At 33.9% G+C, this 18,640-nt stretch carries 20 protein-coding genes; 10 read left to right on the top strand and 10 right to left on the bottom strand.

Going from position 1 to position 18,640, the window contains the following annotated elements; all coding sequences use genetic code 11:
* The first annotated feature begins 87 nt into the window (after positions 1 to 87).
* The 4 genes from C8N37_RS02960 to C8N37_RS02945 all read left to right on the top strand — a co-directional run bounded on the left by C8N37_RS02960 (position 88) and on the right by C8N37_RS02945 (position 2,566).
* The gene (locus C8N37_RS02960; RefSeq protein WP_108157474.1) at positions 88 to 771 is read left to right on the top strand and encodes a DinB family protein; all 684 of its coding nucleotides are present in this window, start codon (positions 88 to 90) and stop codon (positions 769 to 771) included.
* 3 nt (positions 772 to 774) lie between these two features.
* On the top strand, positions 775 to 1,221 hold the full coding sequence (locus tag C8N37_RS02955) for an SRPBCC family protein (protein WP_108157473.1): 447 nt from the start codon (positions 775 to 777) through the stop codon (positions 1,219 to 1,221).
* An 18-nt stretch (positions 1,222 to 1,239) separates the two neighbouring features.
* The gene (locus C8N37_RS02950; protein WP_108157472.1) at positions 1,240 to 1,620 is read left to right on the top strand and encodes a DUF1801 domain-containing protein; all 381 of its coding nucleotides are present in this window, start codon (positions 1,240 to 1,242) and stop codon (positions 1,618 to 1,620) included.
* Positions 1,621 to 2,002: 382 nt separating this feature from the next.
* A complete protein-coding gene (locus C8N37_RS02945; RefSeq protein ID WP_045754089.1) occupies positions 2,003 to 2,566 on the top strand; it encodes a DUF4230 domain-containing protein in 564 nt (187 codons plus the stop codon).
* Positions 2,567 to 2,826: 260 nt separating this feature from the next.
* Here C8N37_RS02945 and C8N37_RS02940 read toward each other — a convergent pair whose 3' ends face one another.
* Positions 2,827 to 3,378 carry a 5' nucleotidase, NT5C type gene (locus tag C8N37_RS02940; RefSeq protein WP_108157471.1) on the bottom strand — a complete coding sequence of 184 codons (552 nt, stop codon included), beginning with the start codon at positions 3,376 to 3,378 and terminating at the stop codon, positions 2,827 to 2,829.
* Positions 3,379 to 3,475: 97 nt separating this feature from the next.
* Between C8N37_RS02940 and C8N37_RS02935 the strand changes: the two genes are divergently transcribed.
* Positions 3,476 to 4,225 (top strand): DeoR/GlpR family DNA-binding transcription regulator, encoded by a 750-nt coding sequence (locus C8N37_RS02935; RefSeq protein ID WP_108157470.1) that lies wholly within the window; start codon positions 3,476 to 3,478, stop codon positions 4,223 to 4,225.
* 143 nt (positions 4,226 to 4,368) lie between these two features.
* Here the strand turns inward: C8N37_RS02935 and C8N37_RS02930 are convergent, their stop codons facing one another.
* Both C8N37_RS02930 and C8N37_RS02925 read right to left on the bottom strand, forming a co-directional pair.
* Positions 4,369 to 5,547, bottom strand: coding sequence for a bifunctional helix-turn-helix transcriptional regulator/GNAT family N-acetyltransferase (locus C8N37_RS02930; RefSeq protein WP_244914325.1), 1,179 nt, complete (start codon positions 5,545 to 5,547; stop codon positions 4,369 to 4,371).
* A 242-nt stretch (positions 5,548 to 5,789) separates the two neighbouring features.
* Positions 5,790 to 6,260 carry a hypothetical protein gene (locus C8N37_RS02925; protein ID WP_108157468.1) on the bottom strand — a complete coding sequence of 157 codons (471 nt, stop codon included), beginning with the start codon at positions 6,258 to 6,260 and terminating at the stop codon, positions 5,790 to 5,792.
* A 182-nt stretch (positions 6,261 to 6,442) separates the two neighbouring features.
* On the opposite strand from C8N37_RS02925, the gene C8N37_RS02920 reads away from it, so the two are divergent.
* Positions 6,443 to 7,279 carry an alpha/beta hydrolase gene (locus C8N37_RS02920; RefSeq protein ID WP_108157467.1) on the top strand — a complete coding sequence of 279 codons (837 nt, stop codon included), beginning with the start codon at positions 6,443 to 6,445 and terminating at the stop codon, positions 7,277 to 7,279.
* Between the two features lie 177 nt (positions 7,280 to 7,456).
* On the opposite strand, the gene C8N37_RS02915 is transcribed toward C8N37_RS02920, so the two are convergent.
* Positions 7,457 to 7,963, bottom strand: coding sequence for a GNAT family N-acetyltransferase (locus C8N37_RS02915; RefSeq protein WP_108157466.1), 507 nt, complete (start codon positions 7,961 to 7,963; stop codon positions 7,457 to 7,459).
* Positions 7,964 to 8,077: 114 nt separating this feature from the next.
* On the opposite strand from C8N37_RS02915, the gene C8N37_RS02910 reads away from it, so the two are divergent.
* Positions 8,078 to 8,281: a DUF6965 family protein gene (locus C8N37_RS02910; RefSeq protein WP_108157465.1), complete on the top strand. Its 204-nt coding sequence runs from the start codon at positions 8,078 to 8,080 to the stop codon at positions 8,279 to 8,281.
* Positions 8,282 to 8,316: 35 nt separating this feature from the next.
* On the opposite strand, the gene C8N37_RS02905 is transcribed toward C8N37_RS02910, so the two are convergent.
* The 3 genes from C8N37_RS02905 to C8N37_RS02895 form a co-directional block, all read right to left on the bottom strand.
* On the bottom strand, positions 8,317 to 9,390 hold the full coding sequence (locus C8N37_RS02905) for an acyl-CoA dehydrogenase family protein (RefSeq protein WP_108157464.1): 1,074 nt from the start codon (positions 9,388 to 9,390) through the stop codon (positions 8,317 to 8,319).
* Positions 9,365 to 9,997 (bottom strand): nicotinamide riboside transporter PnuC, encoded by a 633-nt coding sequence (gene pnuC, locus C8N37_RS02900; RefSeq protein ID WP_108157463.1) that lies wholly within the window; start codon positions 9,995 to 9,997, stop codon positions 9,365 to 9,367. The genes C8N37_RS02905 and pnuC overlap by 26 nt, the downstream gene beginning before the upstream one ends.
* A 214-nt stretch (positions 9,998 to 10,211) precedes the next feature.
* A complete protein-coding gene (locus C8N37_RS02895) occupies positions 10,212 to 11,720 on the bottom strand; it encodes a malate:quinone oxidoreductase (RefSeq protein ID WP_108157462.1) in 1,509 nt (502 codons plus the stop codon).
* 298 nt (positions 11,721 to 12,018) lie between these two features.
* On the opposite strand from C8N37_RS02895, the gene fabG reads away from it, so the two are divergent.
* Together fabG and C8N37_RS02885 are read left to right on the top strand one after the other, a co-directional pair.
* Positions 12,019 to 12,762, top strand: coding sequence for a 3-oxoacyl-[acyl-carrier-protein] reductase (fabG, locus tag C8N37_RS02890; protein ID WP_108157461.1), 744 nt, complete (start codon positions 12,019 to 12,021; stop codon positions 12,760 to 12,762).
* A 247-nt stretch (positions 12,763 to 13,009) separates the two neighbouring features.
* Positions 13,010 to 13,987, top strand: coding sequence for a LuxE/PaaK family acyltransferase (locus tag C8N37_RS02885; RefSeq protein ID WP_108157460.1), 978 nt, complete (start codon positions 13,010 to 13,012; stop codon positions 13,985 to 13,987).
* Positions 13,988 to 14,123: 136 nt separating this feature from the next.
* On the opposite strand, the gene ypfJ is transcribed toward C8N37_RS02885, so the two are convergent.
* A complete protein-coding gene (gene ypfJ / locus C8N37_RS02880; RefSeq protein WP_108157459.1) occupies positions 14,124 to 14,990 on the bottom strand; it encodes a KPN_02809 family neutral zinc metallopeptidase in 867 nt (288 codons plus the stop codon).
* Positions 14,991 to 15,183: 193 nt separating this feature from the next.
* Between ypfJ and C8N37_RS02875 the strand changes: the two genes are divergently transcribed.
* Complete coding sequence (locus tag C8N37_RS02875) at positions 15,184 to 15,765, top strand: PhnA domain-containing protein (protein ID WP_108157458.1); 582 nt, start codon at positions 15,184 to 15,186, stop codon at positions 15,763 to 15,765.
* A gap of 75 nt (positions 15,766 to 15,840) precedes the next feature.
* Here C8N37_RS02875 and C8N37_RS02870 read toward each other — a convergent pair whose 3' ends face one another.
* Both C8N37_RS02870 and C8N37_RS02865 read right to left on the bottom strand, forming a co-directional pair.
* A complete protein-coding gene (locus C8N37_RS02870) occupies positions 15,841 to 16,764 on the bottom strand; it encodes a polysaccharide deacetylase family protein (protein WP_108157457.1) in 924 nt (307 codons plus the stop codon).
* 165 nt (positions 16,765 to 16,929) lie between these two features.
* Entirely contained in the window at positions 16,930 to 18,579 is a 1,650-nt protein-coding gene (locus C8N37_RS02865; protein ID WP_108157456.1) for a protein-disulfide reductase DsbD family protein, read from the bottom strand.
* Positions 18,580 to 18,640 lie beyond the last annotated feature (61 nt).

The following is an 18,640-nucleotide window of genomic DNA, read 5'->3' as shown; positions in this document are numbered from 1 at the left end:
GAAACAATTATGAACGGTTTAACGTCAGGATCTAAAAAAATATAATAGATAACAATGGAATTTGCACACTTCACCAATTAAAAAAAAATGAAAATACTAATAAAATTTATGCTTGCACTAGGTGTCAGTATAACTCTTCCCTGTATCATGGCCAAAGCTGCTGATAAAATTGCTGTAATAAATAACGTTACGCGAATAATTGAACAAAACGCCCCTTCTGTCATTTTAAATCAGCAAGGAAATATTGATTCATTAATCCAATATTTTCAATACACAACCAAATCATTAAAAGATGACATATCAGGATTAAGTGAAGCACAACTACAATTTAGTCCTGGAGAAGGAAAATGGTCAATAGGTCAATGTCTAGAGCATATCATAAGCTCAGAAAGTCTGTTATTTGAAATGGCAAAAAAAGAATTGGGAAAAGCGCCACAGCCTAACCGGAAAAATGAAGTCAAATCAACTGATCAAGGTCTCATAAACATGATGACTGATCGAAGTCAAAAATTTCAGGCGCCAAAAGAACTGCAACCCACAGGAAAATATAAAAATAGCCAAGTAGCAATAAAGGACTTTCTAGCAGCTAGAGAGCCTGTTTTATTATACATCAAAAATGCAAATATAGATGACCTTCGCAATCACATCAGTGACTACCCAACAGGCGTAGTTGATGGTTATCAAAACCTACTTTTTATCGCCGCTCACTGTGCTAGACACACTAAACAGATTGAAGAAGTATTAGCAGATCCAAATTTTCCAAAAAAATAAATCATGAAAAACCAAACATATCAAATCGACATTCAAGCACCAGCTTCAGTAGTATTTCACAAAATGCTAGATAAAGAAACCTATAAATTATGGACTTCCGAATTCAACCCTACATCAGATTATGAAGGCGGATGGAATAAAGATGATAAAATTTACTTTATTGGACAAAATAAAGATGGTAAACGTGAAGGTATGGTAGCTAAAATTTTAGAAAATATCCCTAATGAATTTGTTTCCATTTATCATTACGGAATATTGGATGGAGATATAGAAATCACAGAGGGACCAGCAGTCGAAAGCTGGGCAGGAGGTACGGAGAACTATCATTTTAAAGAACATAATGGAATAACAAATGTAACTGTTCAAGTAGATACCACAGAAGAATACCTATCTTACTTTGATGAAACTTGGCCCAAAGCCTTATCAAGGTTAAAAGAAATTTGCGAATAATACATATAACTATTCATTATGTTTGAAACAGTTGAGAATTACTATCACAGTAAAAAAGAACCAATAAAAAGTTGTTTACTAGCATTAAAAGAAATTATTCTCAGACTGGATCCGCTTATAACAGAAACGCAGAAATGGGGCATGCCCTGTTTCTGCTATAAAAATAGAATATTTTGTTATCTGTCAATAGATTCAAAAAAAGATATTCCCTATATCATGATGGTAGAAGGCAGACATTTAGATATTCCAGCTCTTGAATCGGGAAATCGTTCTAAAATGAAAGTTTTTTATGTTGATCCCAACGCAGACTTCGATTTAGTTACGATCAATCACATCATGCAAGAAGCACTGAATCTTTATAGAACCGGATTACTGACAACAAGTACAAAAAATACATAAACAAAAATCCTCAACCATGTAGTTACCCTATTATAAAGAGTAACAATAGGTTAATCTAGGATCATACACGATCAATTCTATGATCACACACCTCCACCCAAATACAACCCTAGGATCATACAACATGGACTGAATGACCACACTTGCACCACACAAGGACTAGCCTAGGATCATACAACACGAACTATAGGATGATACGAGATCCACTAAACAAACAGGCCTTCTATACCTTTTCTATGCACAATATGCATACATCAAATAGCCAATGTCGCTTATTATATACCTATACGTTAAGCTATGATAGATCACATAAAATCTTAATGAAATAAAAATTTTACATATATATAGTAATTGTTGGTCTATAAATTGATTGTATTAAGTTATGGCAAGATTTTTAAAAGTAATATTCTTATTAGCTATTATTGCGGTCTTCGGATGGTTGCTATGGTCTAAGTTTGAAAACAAAACTACAAAAGTTACAACACATCAACTTTTGATCGAGCGAATAGAAGCAATGGGCAAGCTTGAATTGGTCAAATATAGATTTAGCGATGTTGTTGAACATAAAAATATTACAACATTCTTACCCGACGCAAGTGTACTACTTATCATAAAAGCAGATGCCGTTGGATGTATCGATTTAACAAAAGTCAAACAAGAAGATATTGAAGTTTTTGGAGACTCTGTTTCTATGCGTCTACCTTTACCTGAAATTTGCTACATCAAGATAGATCATAAATCTTCCCGAGTTTACGATACCAAAATGGCATTCTTTAGAGAAGCTGACCTTGTAGATGAAGCCTATAAAAATGCGGAAAAGGAGATTGCAACCGAGGTAAAAAAATCAGATATATTGCAACAAACCCGAGCAAATGCGTTGAACGTTTTTACACCGCTGTTAAAGGGTTTAGGTTTCAATAAAGTAAGTCTTTCATTTGAAGAATAAACGTTGGCAAAATTTAGATTTTGAAATAGAAGCTGTAACCATTTTAAAGATGTAAATAGATTTACAGTGTAACAGTGATTCATTAACATTAAATCTAAGTACGATTTAATTATGGGAATCTGATCCATCATGGTCGAAGAAATGATAGTTCTTATCGGTTTTCTATTTACATTCTACAAACTGTAAAAAACAGTATAAATATACATCCAGTATACAGAAGTAGACAACTAAATATGAACGCATTATTTAAAAAAGTGCTTTTATAGCACTTTTTCAGTTTTAGCAATGTGATTCTCAAGTAATGAAGGAACTTCATTCCAATGATTAATGCGTTCATGATGATCGATAGCAATATTATGATAAGCCGTAAACATTAACGGTTTTCCTTTACAAAAATCAAGATTCTTGCAATAATCATCAATCATAAAATCCGTATCTATAATACTTTTATCTCCACAGAAAATAATATTTTTCCAGCTTATAAAAGGAAAATGCTCTTGCAACCAAGCTCTCTTTTCAAACAAGGATAATGGAAATTCCATAGCAGCAGAAACAATAAATATTTCATACTCTTTCATTAGCGATTTGACCGTCTCTATAGCACCGTCCATAACCGGAGCAGTCCTAAAAAATGATTCTGTGTTTAAGATTTTGTGTAGCGCTTCTTTATCAGAAAATGCCTCCTCCTCTCCCAACCCTTTGATCATATCTTGGTTTAATGCTACACCAGTTTCTTTTTTATACCATTCAATAAGATGTGGCTCAATGTCAGCAATGACACCATCCATATCTATAGCGATTGATTTTTTCATATCTACTATTTTTTGCAATAAAAATACTAAATTATGCAATATTATACAACATTATGCCAAATATAATTGTATATATTTGCATATATAAGTAACGATTATGGTAAAAGAGGAGCGCCTACAACTCATATTAGAACAGCTTTCAAAAGAAAATAAAGTACGACTAGAGCATCTCAGTGATCTGCTAAAGGTTTCTGAAGATACTGTCCGTAGGGATATTAAAACATTAGACTCTCAAGGGCTCTTAAAGGCTGTAAGAGGTGGCGCATTGGCCAACTCTCCTATTCCACATCATTATAGAGATCGAGAAAAGTATGACTTAGGTCAAAAACAAGCTATTGCTTTAAAAGCATTAAATTTTTTAAAAGATGGACATGTCGTATTTTTTGATGGAGGAACTTCAGTTGTGGCGTTAGCAGCAAGTCTTCCAAAAAATTTAAGAATAACAGTAGTAACAAATAGTTTTCCCGTAGTCAATGTTCTAGAAGACCATCCAAATGTGGAAGTTATATTTGCAGGGGGAAGATTATATAAAGTATCTTTCACAGCTATAGGTATAGACGCATTGAATACGATAAAGAATGTTCGCGCTGATGTCTGTTTCTTAGGTGTTTGTAGTATTCACCATACCATAGGTATTACCGCTAAGGATTACGAGGATGCACAAATAAAAAAATTGATGATTACACAAGCTGTTAAAACAGTTGCTTTATCAACCCTAGAAAAAACCAGTACCGTTGAGGCATTTTATATTGGACCAGCCACTGCTCTTGATAGCATTATTACTGAAGCAGATCCAAACCATAATGCATTAAAAGTTTACAAAGAGTTAGGCATTGAGATTATTTAAATATCCTAGCTGCACGATAATGAAATAATGGTTGTTATCCTTTATCTAAACGTACTATCTATAAAATTTGCTTCATATCGATTGTTAAAAAGGTTACGATAGCAACAAATAGGCTAAAAAACAGGGAAACAGAAAATATATACTTACTGACTCAATTGTAAAACCATCTGAATATTACATCTTTTATAAGGAGTCGCTCGCCCCGCGATTTTTCGGAATCCGAGCTTATGATATAAATTGATAGCAGGTTTTAAAATGGTATTACTCTCTAAGTATATACTTGCTGCACCCAATTCTTTAGCTTTATTTACGACCGCTTGACCAAGCAAAAATCCTAAATTTTTTCCTTGAGCTTTTGGAGATACAGCCATTTTAGCCATTTCAAAATCATAATCTCCGTCATTCATTTTAATAAGAGCACAAACACCTAATGGTTCATGATTATAAAGCGCTACTAAAATAGCCCCACCTTGATCTAAAATGTATTCTTGAGGATTATCCAGCGCTCGATAATCAGCCTCTTCCATTTCAAAATAAGTAGAAATCCACTCTTCATTAAGAGATTTAAAGGCTAATTGGTGTTCAGATTGATAAGAAACAATCTGTGCTGCTTTACTTTCTCGTATCTTTTTTTGTTCTTTTACTCTTTTTAACAATGATTTTTGCTCTAAAAGAAATTCCCATTCTTCAATTGCCTCCCAAAGATTATATGTAGCTTCATCTATAACCGTCTCGATGGCTGCATCCACATCGCTACATGAAATTTTTACTGTTTCACTGAGATTTTTCCCCTTATCAGTTAAGCCCACAACATTTCGACGTTTATCACTTGATGATAAATTATCTTCAACAAGTCCAGCCTGAGCCATTTCTCTTATAATTTTGGTTACAGAAGGTTGCGAATGTCCAATTTCATTTGCAATGTCAGTAATTGTTTTTTCCCCTTCTTCTGCCAAGATAAAGAATACGGGAAACCACTTCGGAAGAAACTCGACATGGTATAGTTCATATATCTGCGCAGCATCTTCCGTCACCTTATTAGTCAATAATCGGAGTCTACTGCCCAACGCCATTTTTCCAGTTTTATTAAAAAAATTCATAAAATATTTTTTAGATTGCCCATCTGCATAACCAATTACATAACTAGTTATGCAAAAATATAAAAATATTCTTCTTATCAAAAGAATATGTAATAATTTGGATTTTTCCCTGGATCCTAATGGGTCCAAAAAACAGTTGGTTTCATCTATTATAAGCTTTACTCTTGGGAAGAAGCAATTTATACCTTTACCATCATGCGAAGCACTTATACCAATTATCATTACGATATTATAGAAGTTCCTAGAATTTCTGTAGAGGAAAGGGTGACATTTATATTGAAACATTTATGAAACGAATTGATATGCCATTTGAATAAGTTTAATTGATTTTTTTCAATAGTTAAAAACACCAAGAAGTCGGAAATTATAATAATTCGTCCGACACACACGGACACCTGCAAAATCATCCCATACCATTTAAAAAGCAATAAAATCAGTACATGCAAGTATTCAATTTTTAGCCATTAACATATTCGGGTATCAATCCAAAAATGATCGCGACTTTTTAGAATAGATTCCGGGGTAACTCGATTTAAAACAATGGATTGATCAGAATGGAGTAAATCTTTACGATCCTGTTCATTCTCTACAAACAGCATTCGCAATATGGCATCACTTTCACTCACTTGAATGTCAGATTCCACCACTTTCGTATCATTAGAAATAAACCAGTATCTAGCCTCTTCCTTAGTCAAAAATTTTAAATACATAAGACAAGAATCAAATTCTACCAATTCTTTAATTGCTTTTTCAGGATAAAAATTCCGAATATATTCTTCATATAGATCACGTCGATTATTTCGCAGCGCAAAATTTCTAACAATCAATCGATGTGGATTACATACTAGACTAAATTTTTGAGGATTTTCTAAGAATCCATAATGCTTATTGTATCGTGCAATACGTGCATCCAAACTATTTTTATTGCTGTCCATAGATTTATTCTATTACTTATATATATAACAATCAAATGCTTATAGTGTTTAATCATTATATATCATGGCTTTTCCTCTTAAATGCATATTTTCCAAACGCCTAGTTTTCATAATCGATTTTGCATATTTAGACTTATCTTTAACAGCACGATATCGCTAGTCTGTTCTGTAAAAAAATTATAATGACAAAATACATACAACTATTCATTGCAATTATTTTCTCAACGAGTAATTTACATGCTCAAAGCGTCATTGATCTTGGGCAAACAGATCAGATATATTCAACAATACTTAAAGAGAATAGAACTATAAATATATATTTTCCAGAAGATTATAATAGCACAGATACAATCAAATACCCGACCATCTATATTTTAGATGGAGGTATAAAAGAAGATTTTATTCACCTAGTGGGGATCGTTCGTTATTATACACAACCGTGGATCGCGCAATTTCCAAAATCAATCGTCGTTGGTATCGAAAATACCAATAGAAAGAGAGATTTCACATTTGCTGTAGACAATCTGGAATTCCTAGAAAAAGAAGGTTTTAAGAAAGAAAGTTTTCCCCAATATGGAAAATCAGCAGCATACATCGCATTTCTTGAAAGTGAATTACAGCCTTATATGGAAAATAAATACCATGCAAATAAAGATCGAACAGTTATTGGAGAATCATTAGCAGGTCTTTTAGCATCTGAAATTCTAGTGGAGAAGCCTGATTTATTTAGTAAATACATCATTATAGCACCGAGTCTATGGTGGGGAGAACAAAAATTATTACATGAATCTAAAAATCCATTAAATGCTAATATCAAAAATCCATTAAACGTCTATTTAGGAATTCCCAATAAAGATGAAGACATTAAAATGTATGAGGAATCAATAAAGTTTTCTCAGATATTGAAACAAATCAATAACATCAATTTATGTTTTGACTATTTACAACTAGAATTGCATGCAACAATTGTTCACCAAGCCGTATATAATGCATTTAAAAAATTATACCCAAAGAAATAAATAAGAACCTTTCCCGATAAGGTCTACCTTTAGATTTATAGATAGCTTATATTCCAATAGCATCTATTGGTAGGAATTAGCCATGTAAAGTAAAAGGAATTTATAGGTAGAATCTCTTTTAGCAGAAATTAAGCATTGTTTATAAACAATAAATAATCAGTATTAAAAAAAAAGATATTATACTTTCATTTCAAAAAGCGTAAATGAGTTATTTCGATAATGCGCTGGCATATCAGTATTTCCCTGAAGCGCAATGGTGGCTACAATATTAAAACCACATTCTTTATAATAATGATTTAATCGTTTATTACCTGCAGTAGTATCCATTCTTATAAATTCTTTTTGTTCTTGTTTAGCTATTATTTTCACATATTCAATTATCTTGACGACAAAATTTTGACCTCTAAAAAATGGATTTGTAGCAATACGATGAATATAAATCGCCGGTATATCATTTTTTTCTTGCCATATAATCGGATCAGAATCAGCGAGTAGAAAAACACAAGCAATTTGTTTATCTATCACAATCTTATACTGCTGTCCCGCTTCAATTTCCTTAAGTACCACACACTCTTCAAATCCCAACCAGTTCACCTTACCTAATGCATGTTGATAGGCAATTGCCTGCTCATACAATTCCATGTGGGTAACCAAATCTTCAATACTACTTTTTTCTATTCTCATGAATCTTTAAATCTTGTTTTAAAACTATTGCCAGATTATAAATATAGATGATTTAGCATAAACAAAGAGTAACCTTAAATTTTTTCTATCACATTATAATTTTATCTTTGGCATATGACTATTGAGGAATTAAAAGAATATTTTGATGTTGTATCATTACCCGAAGAAATACAAATAACAGTTGATATGCATATTTTCGATATGCCCAAGTTTCTACAAGCTAATATAGCTGCTTTGGAACGTTGGAATAAAGAATTAGAAAAATGTCCTTCTTACCATCGTCTGATAAATTTAAAAAAAGCGCTTGAGAATCAATAATTAATATCGAAGCGATAAACCTTATCGCTTCGATATTATTCCTGTAATAAACTGTGTTGCGAAGCGGTAAAAATATTTCTAAATACGATGTTCATTTCCTTCTCCCGCTGTGCAGCTTCTATGCCACAAAGTGGAAATAAATGAATCACATGATCTTTGAAAATAGATACAAAGGCGCGACTTTCAATTGCAATCCTGTTATATATTATGGCGTTATCCATGTCTTGTTCCCGATTTTTCCACGATTGCTCTGCCAATTGATAAATTAAATCTCTCCGTTTATTAAAATCATCTCGTATCTTATCCAATCGTTTAAAATGAAGTTTCCCTTTATCCTTTAACCAGACTTCATCCTGAGATTTTATAATAAAATACCTTTCGACCAGATCAATAAAGCGTCTAAACATACCGATAAAATTACTTAGCAATGTTAGTTCTGCAAACGGAATAAAGGGATACTGGTACAAAAGTTCAGGCCAAGTACTTTTTGATTCATTAATCAAAAAACTCCGTGAGTCCTTTACAAAAATATTTTCTACAGAAAAGCTGTGGCTTGCTGTACACTCTAAACCAAACGTATCCCAATCATAATGAATTAAAACATCATTCCGATCGAAAAAGAAAGAATATACAAGCTGATGACCACTTTCATCCAATACGGGTATACCATTTTCAGTGATGACACAGTTTGCTGTAAAATGAGTCAGATGCGGAGCTCCAGTAGCATATTTCCAATGACCCTTAATTATATAACCTCCTTGCTCACGCTCTGCGTATCCCGATGCACGACCACTTCCACCAAGACAGACTTGAGGATTCTTAAAAATCTCGTTACCGATTTGCAGATCGATAAAACCGACAAATAAATTAGCTCCGGAGCATAAAGTAATGGTCCAGGCTAAGCCGCCATCATGATAAGCCAACTCCTCTAAAAATTGGAGTCCTTCTAACAAAGAAAATCCCAAACCACCAAGAGATTGAGGTACCCATATCTTAAACCATTTTTCAGCAATGGTTAAATCCAATTGAGCTGCAGTCATCGTTTTAGAATCAATTGCATGCTGTTGTTGGTCTTTTATCAGATTAATTTGATCTGGAGTAAGTATCATATGTTAGTTCATGTTTAAGAATTCTCTTCCAGTTAAAATAACCAAAGAAAGCCATCACAAATAAAAATACAGTCAGTGCTGCGAATAGTAGTAAATCTTTATGATAAAGCAAAGGGATCGCCATGAGATTACTAATATTTAATAAAATCCAATTCTCGATTTTTCGCTTTGCCAGCAACCACATGCCTGCCCATGCGGTACAAGATACCAAGGCATCCCATAGCGGAACATCAGAATCTGTAGCATGTAACAATCCGAAATAGAATACGGTAAATCCTATAATACATATCAATAAGACAATAATCCAATCCTTACGTGATGCACTCGATATGATATGTTGATGATTACTATTTTGTTGCCAGTAAATCCAACCATAAATACTCATTAATAAGTAATACATGTTCAAGGCAATTTCACCGTATAGTTTTGCGAAATATAAAACGTAAATGGATATCACAATACCAGAAATACCAAAAAGGTAATTAATAGGTTTATTAGACTTTGCAAACCAAACCTGCAATATACCAAAGCCTACTGCTAGCCATTCTGCGAGGGATGTAGCTTTAACCTGCTGAAAAAAATCGTTTAAAATTTGATTTAACTGCATTTAATATGTGTGTAAAATAAAAACAATACACACTTAGGGAGTCGCTATAAATGCAAGATTTTTGAAATTAAATATCCCTACGCCAGCATTACCCGGATCAGGTATATAACAACAATTGCTCAGAGTAAATGAGCAATTGTTGTTATTTGGGTATAATCTCAGCCTGTAACAGTAAATCCTACTGCAAGCACCCCATAAGTATGGTTAGAAGAAATTAATCTTTAAAATTTTCAAGTTTTAATGCAGTATGTGTCCGCTTTCTAGTGGCTTCACAAAGCTCAGCATCATCATTCAATGATTGTCCATGTGATGGGATCATTTCACGTAACTTTTTGCGATATTCATCCGCTTTAGCACGTTCCGGAAAACATCTTTTCAGAAGTTTGATCATAATAGCTACAGAAGTAGATGCACCTGGCGAAGCGCCTAATAACGCTGCAATGGAACCATCTGCAGAAGATACAACTTCAGTACCAAATTCTAGAACACCCCCATGCTTAGCATCTTTTTTGATCACTTGTACACGCTGGCCAGCAACTTCAATTTTCCAATCCTCTAATTGCGCTGTAGGCATAAACTGTTTCAAAGCATCTAATTTATCTTTGGGACTCTTCATCACCTCTGAAATTAAATATTTTGTTAAGTCCATATTATCACGTCCTACAGATAACATCGGTTTAATATTTGATAACTTGATAGAAGCCGGTAAGTCAAAATAAGAACCTTGTTTTAAAAATTTAGTGGAAAAACCAGCGTATGGTCCAAACAATAAAGCTTGCTTACCATCTATATAACGCGTATCAAGATGTGGAACAGACATTGGAGGTGCACCTATAGATGCTTTACCATATACTTTCGCATGATGCTCTTTGATCACATCATCATTGACACAACGTAACCACTGACCTCCAACAGGAAATCCTCCATAACCTTTAGATTCAGGAATACCAGATTTCTCTAATAATAATAAAGAGTGTCCACCAGCACCTATAAAAACAAACTTAGCGTTGATTGATCTTTTTTCCCCAGTCTTTAAATCCTTGACTTCTAATTCCCATGTACCATTTTCATTTCTATCAATATCACGTACTTCTTGGGTAAGATGTAAGGTAATATTTTCTTTAGAATCCAAATGCTCAACTAAATCACGTGTTAACGCGCCAAAATTTACATCCGTACCTAATATCATTTTCGTCGCAGCGATTTTATCATCTGCAGGACGACCTTTCATCATTAATGGAATCCATTCATTTAAGACGGCCTTATCTTCTGTATATTCCATGCCCTTAAACAAGTTATTCTTAGACAAAGCATCGAATCTCTTATGAAGAAAATCAATATCTTTTTCGCCAAAAACAGCACTCATATGCGGGACAGAACGAATAAAGTCTTCCGGTTTTTTGATAACTCCTTGGTCGACCAAGTAAGTCCAAAATTGTTTAGATACCTCAAATTGTTCAGCAATACTGATTGCTTTATCAATTGTTACCGAACCATCCGCTTGTTGTGGGGTATAATTCAATTCACATAATGCAGAGTGACCAGTTCCTGCATTATTCCATGCATCTGAACTCTCCGCTGCAACAACATCCAAGCGCTCTAAAATCTCTATTTTAATATCCGGACTCAACTCATTAATAAGTGTGCCTAGAGTTGCGCTCATGATACCTGCGCCAATTAAAACGACGTCTACCTCTTTGGTATTTTTTGTTTTTTTACTCATGTCTTCGTGATTGATGCAAATTTAATATAGATTTTTATATTAACGCAATCCTTTTGTCAAAAAACTGTACTTTTTAAAACCACTTATTCAAAAATACCATACTATTATTAAGAATTCCCTAACCTGAACGTTTTCCTTATTTTGATTTAACCCGACTCTTTAAAGTAGTCGCTATTTTTAAAACTTATTTTTCAATTATGCTTTTCGAGAATGCAAAATTAAATTGATATTAAGGTTGCGATTGTAGTATAGTTTTAACATTTTTGCAAGTACATTATAGTACATATAATACAAAAGAATGAAATTACTTGAAGGAAAAACTGCTCTAATCACTGGAGCCTCAAAAGGAATAGGAAGAAAAATTGCTGAAGTATTTGCACAACATGGTGCAAAAGTGGCATTCACATATTTATCATCTGTGGAAAAAGGTCAAGCTTTGGAGCAAGAACTTCAGGCTTTCGGAACGACTGTAAAAGGTTACCGTTCAGATGCATCAAAATTTGATGAAGCTGAAAAATTAATCAGTGACATCGTTGCTGATTTCGGCACTATTGATGTGGTTGTAAACAATGCAGGAATTACAAAAGATGGCTTGTTAATGCGTATGACAGAAGAAAATTGGGACGATGTAATCAATGTAAACTTAAAATCCGTATTCAATATCACTAAAGCAGCATCCAAGGTCATGATGAAAAACCGTAAGGGTTCTTTTATTAACATGAGTTCTGTAGTAGGCGTTCAAGGAAATGCAGGCCAAGCAAATTATGCTGCTTCTAAAGCTGGAATTATTGGCTTTTCAAAATCAGTTGCTAAAGAATTAGGTTCACGTAATATCAGATCCAATGTCGTTGCTCCAGGTTTTATTCGTACTGAAATGACAGAAGTATTAGATCCGAAAGTAGTAGCAGGCTGGGAAGCAGGTATACCATTGAAACGTGCTGGAGAAGCAGAAGATGTTGCAAATGCATGTTTATTTCTTGCATCAGATTTATCGGCATACGTTACAGGACAAGTATTGCCTGTAGATGGCGGTATGTTGTAATCAGATATACATAAAATATTAAAAAAAGGTTCTTGAACATTAACAAGAACCTTTTTTATGCGCTAAATTTTTATTGATAGCCTCATTGCCACTATCCAATACAGATATTAACAGCCTAGAAATTATTCATATTGGCACAAACATTAGTCAAAAGCAAAAAAATGAATGGGTACATGAGTGACCTGTCATGCATTTAGGATTGTAAATAAAACAAATTTATCTAAGTTTGTACTGAAATTTATAGCGTATGAACTGGGATCGGGTATTTACTATTCAAAATCAAACAGAATTTAATAAAATCTGCTTAGACACTTTTCATTTTCAAATGGAACATGTCAGTATTTACAAAAAATATGTGCAGTACCTCAATATAAAAATAAATACGATCGATCATTACACTAAAATACCATTTCTGCCAATCGAGCTTTTTAAAACTCAGGAAATTATTGCCCATGATCTACAACCTGAGATCATATTTACAAGTTCAGGAACCACAGGAATGACTACCAGTAAGCATCTTGTTGCTGAAAAAAAAGTTTATGAGCAAAGTTTCAGAACTGCTTTTGAACAATTTTATGGAAAAATGGAAAATATAGCCATATTAGCTCTACTTCCCTCCTATTTAGAACGTACTGGATCTTCACTAATTTATATGATTAATGATTTAATGGAGCATAGTCAACAGCCAGAAAGTAACTATTTTCTGTATAATCACGAAGAACTATACCAAACACTCTTACAATTAAAAACAAAAGGGACGAAGACATTACTTTTCGGAGTGACATTTGCCTTACTAGATTTCATAGAAAAATATGAATTATCTTTTCCAGAATTAATCATCATGGAGACGGGAGGCATGAAAGGCAAACGTAAAGAAATGGTTCGGGAAGAAATTCATGATTTACTTTGTAAAAGCTTTCAGGTTTCTGGCATACATTCTGAATATGGAATGACAGAATTACTGTCTCAAGGATATTCTTATGGCAATGGCATATTTAAGCATCCCAATTGGATGAAGATTTTAATTCGAGAAACAAATGATCCACTAACACTTGCGACAAACAAAAAAACAGGAGCGATCAATGTTATTGACCTAGCAAATCGATATTCATGTTCATTTATCGCAACCCAAGACCTCGGAAAAATTTACGATGATGGATCTTTTGAAGTATTAGGTCGGTTTGATCAAAGCGATATACGCGGTTGTAATTTACTTGTACAATAATTTATGCATGCAGATCGTCGCAATTAGATGTATGCTTAAGATATGCAGAAAGAAAATAATAAAAAAACCTGATTTTAAAAGTTAGCCAAAATATCAAAAAAGACCAGATTTTAACTTTCTGGTCTTTTTTATATCATTATTTCAAACTTGGATCTTCGAAAGTATTTCCACTTGTCATATCACCAGAATCATATCCTTTCTTAAACCAGGCACGTCGCTGTGCTGAGGTTCCATGTGTGAAAGAATCGGGCACAGCATAACCTTGAGCTTGAGTCTGTAATTTATCATCCCCTACAGCTTCTGCAGCAGCCATACCATCCAAGATATCATTGTAGTCAATCTTTATGTCAGACAGTTTATTAACATGATGCGCCCATACTCCAGCGTAAAAATCGGCTTGTAATTCAGTCATCACCGAGATTTTATTATTTTCAACTTCACTCAATTTACCGCGCATATTATTCGTCTGTGGTAGCAAACCAACTAGTTGTTGAATATGATGACCAACTTCATGTGCGATAACATAGGCCAAAGCAAACTCACCTTTAGCACCAAATTTTGTTTTCAATTCTTGATTGAAAGTTAAATCTAAATAGATCTTATGATCACCCGGGCAATAAAATGGTCCGTAAGATGCTTTTCCTACACCACATCCATCAGTTTCCGTACCTCCATCATAAACCACCAAACTGGTTGCTTCATAATTTTTACCCAACTGCTCTTTAAAAAGTGCCGTCCAAACAGTCTCCGTACTCGCTAAAACAGTTCTTGAAAAATCAGTTAATTTTGCTTCCTCTTCACTAATTTCTCTTGGCTGTCCAGTTTGCTCTGTACCAGTCATATTTTGCGCCTGTTGTAATAACTGCGCTGGATCTCCCCCCATCAGAAATCCAATAATCAATACAATTATTCCACCTACGCCACCTAAAGTCAGTTTTTGACCACCAGACATTCCCCTTCTATCCTCAAAGTTGTCACTCTTTCTACCACCTTGCCATTTCATGTTTACACAATTTTAGTTTAATTTCAGTTAATATTAAATAAGATACAAATTATATCGTTTACAGCATCGCAAATTATATTCCAAATTATCAATCCTTTATTTTTAGAGTTGTTATATCTGGTATTTTTAGATATAGAATTATAAATATTCATTATGTTTGCAACTTATCATTTGCAACTTATCCAAAATTTAGATGAAATTAGAAAATCAACTTTTCGAAAGAGCGGGAAATAAATGTGAATTGAGTCAAGCAACTGAAGATTTAGTCCTATACACATTACCACCCGATTTACAAGCCAATGCCGAAAACACCATCGTTGTATGTCAAAAATGTGCCGATCAATTCAATAAAACGACACAATTAGATGCCGAATATTGGAAATTCCTACCCGATAATATGTGGTCAGATGTACCTGCTGTCCAAGTAGCTGCTTGGCGTATGTTGAATCGCTTAAAAAATGAAGGTTGGGCTTCAGATGCATTAGATATTTTATATCTAGATGATCATACCTTGGAATGGGCCAAACAAACAGGAGATCATGAAAATGATGGCTATGTAGAATTTCACCTGGATAGTATCGGACAACAATTGTTTGACGGAGATTCTGTAGTGCTCACCAAGACATTAGATGTAAAGGGATCTTCAATCCGTGCAACATTAGGTACTGTTGTTAAAAATATCCGACTTGTTTTCGATAATACAGAACAAATTGAAGGAAAAATTGATGGTCAGACGATCGTGATTTTGACAAAATATTTAAGAAAGCAGAATTAAAATAAAAAAGATCCCCGATACAGAAAAGTATCGGGGATCTTTTTTAAATAAAGGATTTTATTAAACAGTCCTTTTTTATTTCTGTTTAGGATAGTCGCGCATATGTGCAAATTCATAATTTGGATGCAATTTCAAGCTATCGATCAAATCACTTAACATTTTTTGTGCTTTCCTAGTTTGAAACATATCGTCATGCATTAATAAAACAACATTATTTTTAGAAAATGACGTACCATTACGCAACCTATTATTAATTTGACGATAGATAAAACTCACAGACTCTACTGGCATACCCGATGGTTTACCCTTCTTCCACTCACAATCCCAACCCATCGATCGGTAACCATTTTGGTATAATAAATCTGCAGTGCTCGATCCACTTTGCATATCAATACGTTTACGATCAGCAAAATACCAAATATTACGACCAGGCAATCTTACGATTTTATGTTTTAAATTTAAATCTTTCTCATTTTTATCAAAATCTTCATAAGCAGACTCAGCATTACTATAGAAATAAGTAAACTTATTGTTCGCATGATTAAAACTATGGTTATAGCAATCCACTAAAGGATTATTCATATAACGTTCATAATATTTATGCAAGCCTTTGCTCATACGATCATGCTTTCCAATAAGAAATACATTGATTTTTATATTTTTTGCTGTTGCTATCGAATCAATAAATTGACTACCATTCAAAGGCCCATCGTCAAAAGTCAGATAAATATAACGCGGAGACACAGAATCCGTCAATAATTTAGCCGTATCTACTTCATGATGTAGAATACTCTTTTTATCCTTAACGGCAATTGAATCTTTTTTAATTTGTTTAACAACCGTATCCGTATCTATATCATCTATTGCGTTTGTGCTATCAACAGTACCGATAGGAACTGAACCTGTTTTTTTATTTCCACCTTCATTGCATGATTGTAATGCAAAAGATGTCACTGATAATAATCCAAGGAACAACCCCAGATTGAATGCTTTCTTCATGTTATAATTCACTGTTAACCCTACACATAAACCACTCAAAACAATATTTAAAACGTAGTGGTTTTAACGATGTAAAAGTAAGATTAAATTTATCAGTAATCCAATTTTATGAAACCTTTTTTCGTCAAGAATAAAAACATTTTTTATCAGATTAGTTATTCAAAGCTAATTTGATTTCACAAAGACCTCCAAACCCTCATTTAAATAAGCTAAATAAGTAATAGGATCATAATCAGCTCCTTTAGGCTTCACCAAAACCTGACGATTAGTTGAGTTCATTAATACATAAAAAGGTTGTGAGTTCGATTCAAACTGACTAGATTGCAGGTAACTCCATTTACTTCCTATTGTTTTTAATAACTTACCAGCACTTGATTTTTGTTGGTCTGCGATAGCCAATTCTGTACGATCATCCACATAAAGTTGTATAATAACGACATTACTCGTTAAAAAAGAACGAACATGCGAATCTGTCCAAACATTAGCTTCCATTTTCCGACAATTAACACAGGCATGCCCAGTAAAATCAAGCATCACCATTTTCTTTTGAGCTTTGGCATATTCCATCCCCTCTTCGTAATCAAAGAACACATTAAGACCAAGAGGTGCATGAAATAGATCTGCATACTTACGGTTAGATAGATCATTTGGAAGTGTCGATGTACTATTTGAAGATTGATTCAAATCAAAGTCCTGTGTACTTTGTGGCGGTAAAAAAGCAGATATTGACTTCAACGGGGCTCCCCACAAGCCCGGAATCATATAGACTGTAAATGACAAAACGATGATCGCAAAAAAAGTGCGTAAAACAGATAAATAAGGTAAACTACTATCATGCGCAAATTTAATCTTCCCAAGTAAATAAAGACCCATTAGACCAAATATAACAATCCACAAGGACAAGAAAATTTCACGATCAAACCAATTCCAATGGTATGCTAAATCAATATTAGAAAGAAATTTAAGAGCAAAAGCTAATTCTAAAAATCCCAATACAACTTTCACACTATTCAACCAACCTCCAGATTTTGGCATCGCTTTCATCGCACTTGGAAATAAGGCAAATAATGCAAATGGGATAGCTAAAGCTAACGAAAAGCCAAACATCCCTACGGCAGGTCCTAACAACGCACCGCTAGTCGCAGCTTGCACCAATAAAGTACCAATAATAGGTCCTGTACATGAAAATGATACTAAAGCTAATGTGGCAGCCATAAAAAATATACCTACCCATCCTCCTTCATCCGATTTAGCATCCATCTTGTTTACCCAAGAACTCGGAAGACTGATTTCAAACGCTCCTAAGAAAGATGCACCAAAAGCAATAAGCATCAAGAAGAAAAAGAAATTAAAGATACCATTCGTAGATAAAGCATTAAGCGCATCAGAACCGAAGATGATCGTAACCGCTAACCCAAGGATCACATATATCACAATGATAGAAACTCCATAAAATAAAGCCCGAATAAAAGACTTTGAACGATTTTGATTTCCTTTCGTAAAAAAGCTTACCGTTAGTGGTAACATCGGAAATATACATGGCATGAGTAATGCTGCAAAACCGCCAATAAATCCAGCTAAAAATATCCCAACAAGAGAGTCACCACCTTTAGCCTCATTATTGATCACAACAGCTTCAGTTTTCTGAACATACGGTGCTGAATCAGCGACTACAGTTTCCGCCTCTACTTCAGGAACACCTCCGTCTACAAATTCTAATTCATCCATTTTTAATAAAGTATCAGGTTGCTGAGCTTGAGCTAAAACCGGATAAAAAGCTATTAGAAGCAATAATTTTACGATTAAACTTTTCATAAATAACTAAATAATAATGTCTAGCGACAAATTGTAATTGGTTAAAATCTGATGCAATAGC

Source organism: Sphingobacterium faecium, assembly GCF_003054045.1.
Lineage (GTDB): Bacteria > Bacteroidota > Bacteroidia > Sphingobacteriales > Sphingobacteriaceae > Sphingobacterium > Sphingobacterium faecium.
The sequence above is the reverse complement of the archived record's forward strand: the minus strand, read 5'-3'. Positions and strand labels throughout refer to the sequence as shown.

Bases quoted from the DNA above. Each gene is read 5' to 3' on its own strand.
- C8N37_RS02960 (WP_108157474.1), top strand. From the start codon at position 88: ATGAAAATACTAATAAAATTTATGCTTGCACTAGGTGTCAGTATAACT.
- C8N37_RS02955 (WP_108157473.1), top strand. From the start codon at position 775: ATGAAAAACCAAACATATCAAATCGACATTCAAGCACCAGCTTCAGTA.
- C8N37_RS02950 (WP_108157472.1), top strand. From the start codon at position 1,240: ATGTTTGAAACAGTTGAGAATTACTATCACAGTAAAAAAGAACCAATA.
- C8N37_RS02945 (WP_045754089.1), top strand. From the start codon at position 2,003: ATGGCAAGATTTTTAAAAGTAATATTCTTATTAGCTATTATTGCGGTC.
- C8N37_RS02940 (WP_108157471.1), bottom strand. From the start codon at position 3,378: ATGAAAAAATCAATCGCTATAGATATGGATGGTGTCATTGCTGACATT.
- C8N37_RS02935 (WP_108157470.1), top strand. From the start codon at position 3,476: ATGGTAAAAGAGGAGCGCCTACAACTCATATTAGAACAGCTTTCAAAA.
- C8N37_RS02930 (WP_244914325.1), bottom strand. From the start codon at position 5,547: ATGATAATTGGTATAAGTGCTTCGCATGATGGTAAAGGTATAAATTGC.
- C8N37_RS02925 (WP_108157468.1), bottom strand. From the start codon at position 6,260: ATGGACAGCAATAAAAATAGTTTGGATGCACGTATTGCACGATACAAT.
- C8N37_RS02920 (WP_108157467.1), top strand. From the start codon at position 6,443: ATGACAAAATACATACAACTATTCATTGCAATTATTTTCTCAACGAGT.
- C8N37_RS02915 (WP_108157466.1), bottom strand. From the start codon at position 7,963: ATGAGAATAGAAAAAAGTAGTATTGAAGATTTGGTTACCCACATGGAA.
- C8N37_RS02910 (WP_108157465.1), top strand. From the start codon at position 8,078: ATGACTATTGAGGAATTAAAAGAATATTTTGATGTTGTATCATTACCC.
- C8N37_RS02905 (WP_108157464.1), bottom strand. From the start codon at position 9,390: ATGATACTTACTCCAGATCAAATTAATCTGATAAAAGACCAACAACAG.
- pnuC (WP_108157463.1), bottom strand. From the start codon at position 9,997: ATGCAGTTAAATCAAATTTTAAACGATTTTTTTCAGCAGGTTAAAGCT.
- C8N37_RS02895 (WP_108157462.1), bottom strand. From the start codon at position 11,720: ATGAGTAAAAAAACAAAAAATACCAAAGAGGTAGACGTCGTTTTAATT.
- fabG (WP_108157461.1), top strand. From the start codon at position 12,019: ATGAAATTACTTGAAGGAAAAACTGCTCTAATCACTGGAGCCTCAAAA.
- C8N37_RS02885 (WP_108157460.1), top strand. From the start codon at position 13,010: ATGAACTGGGATCGGGTATTTACTATTCAAAATCAAACAGAATTTAAT.
- ypfJ (WP_108157459.1), bottom strand. From the start codon at position 14,990: ATGAAATGGCAAGGTGGTAGAAAGAGTGACAACTTTGAGGATAGAAGG.
- C8N37_RS02875 (WP_108157458.1), top strand. From the start codon at position 15,184: ATGAAATTAGAAAATCAACTTTTCGAAAGAGCGGGAAATAAATGTGAA.
- C8N37_RS02870 (WP_108157457.1), bottom strand. From the start codon at position 16,764: ATGAAGAAAGCATTCAATCTGGGGTTGTTCCTTGGATTATTATCAGTG.
- C8N37_RS02865 (WP_108157456.1), bottom strand. From the start codon at position 18,579: ATGAAAAGTTTAATCGTAAAATTATTGCTTCTAATAGCTTTTTATCCG.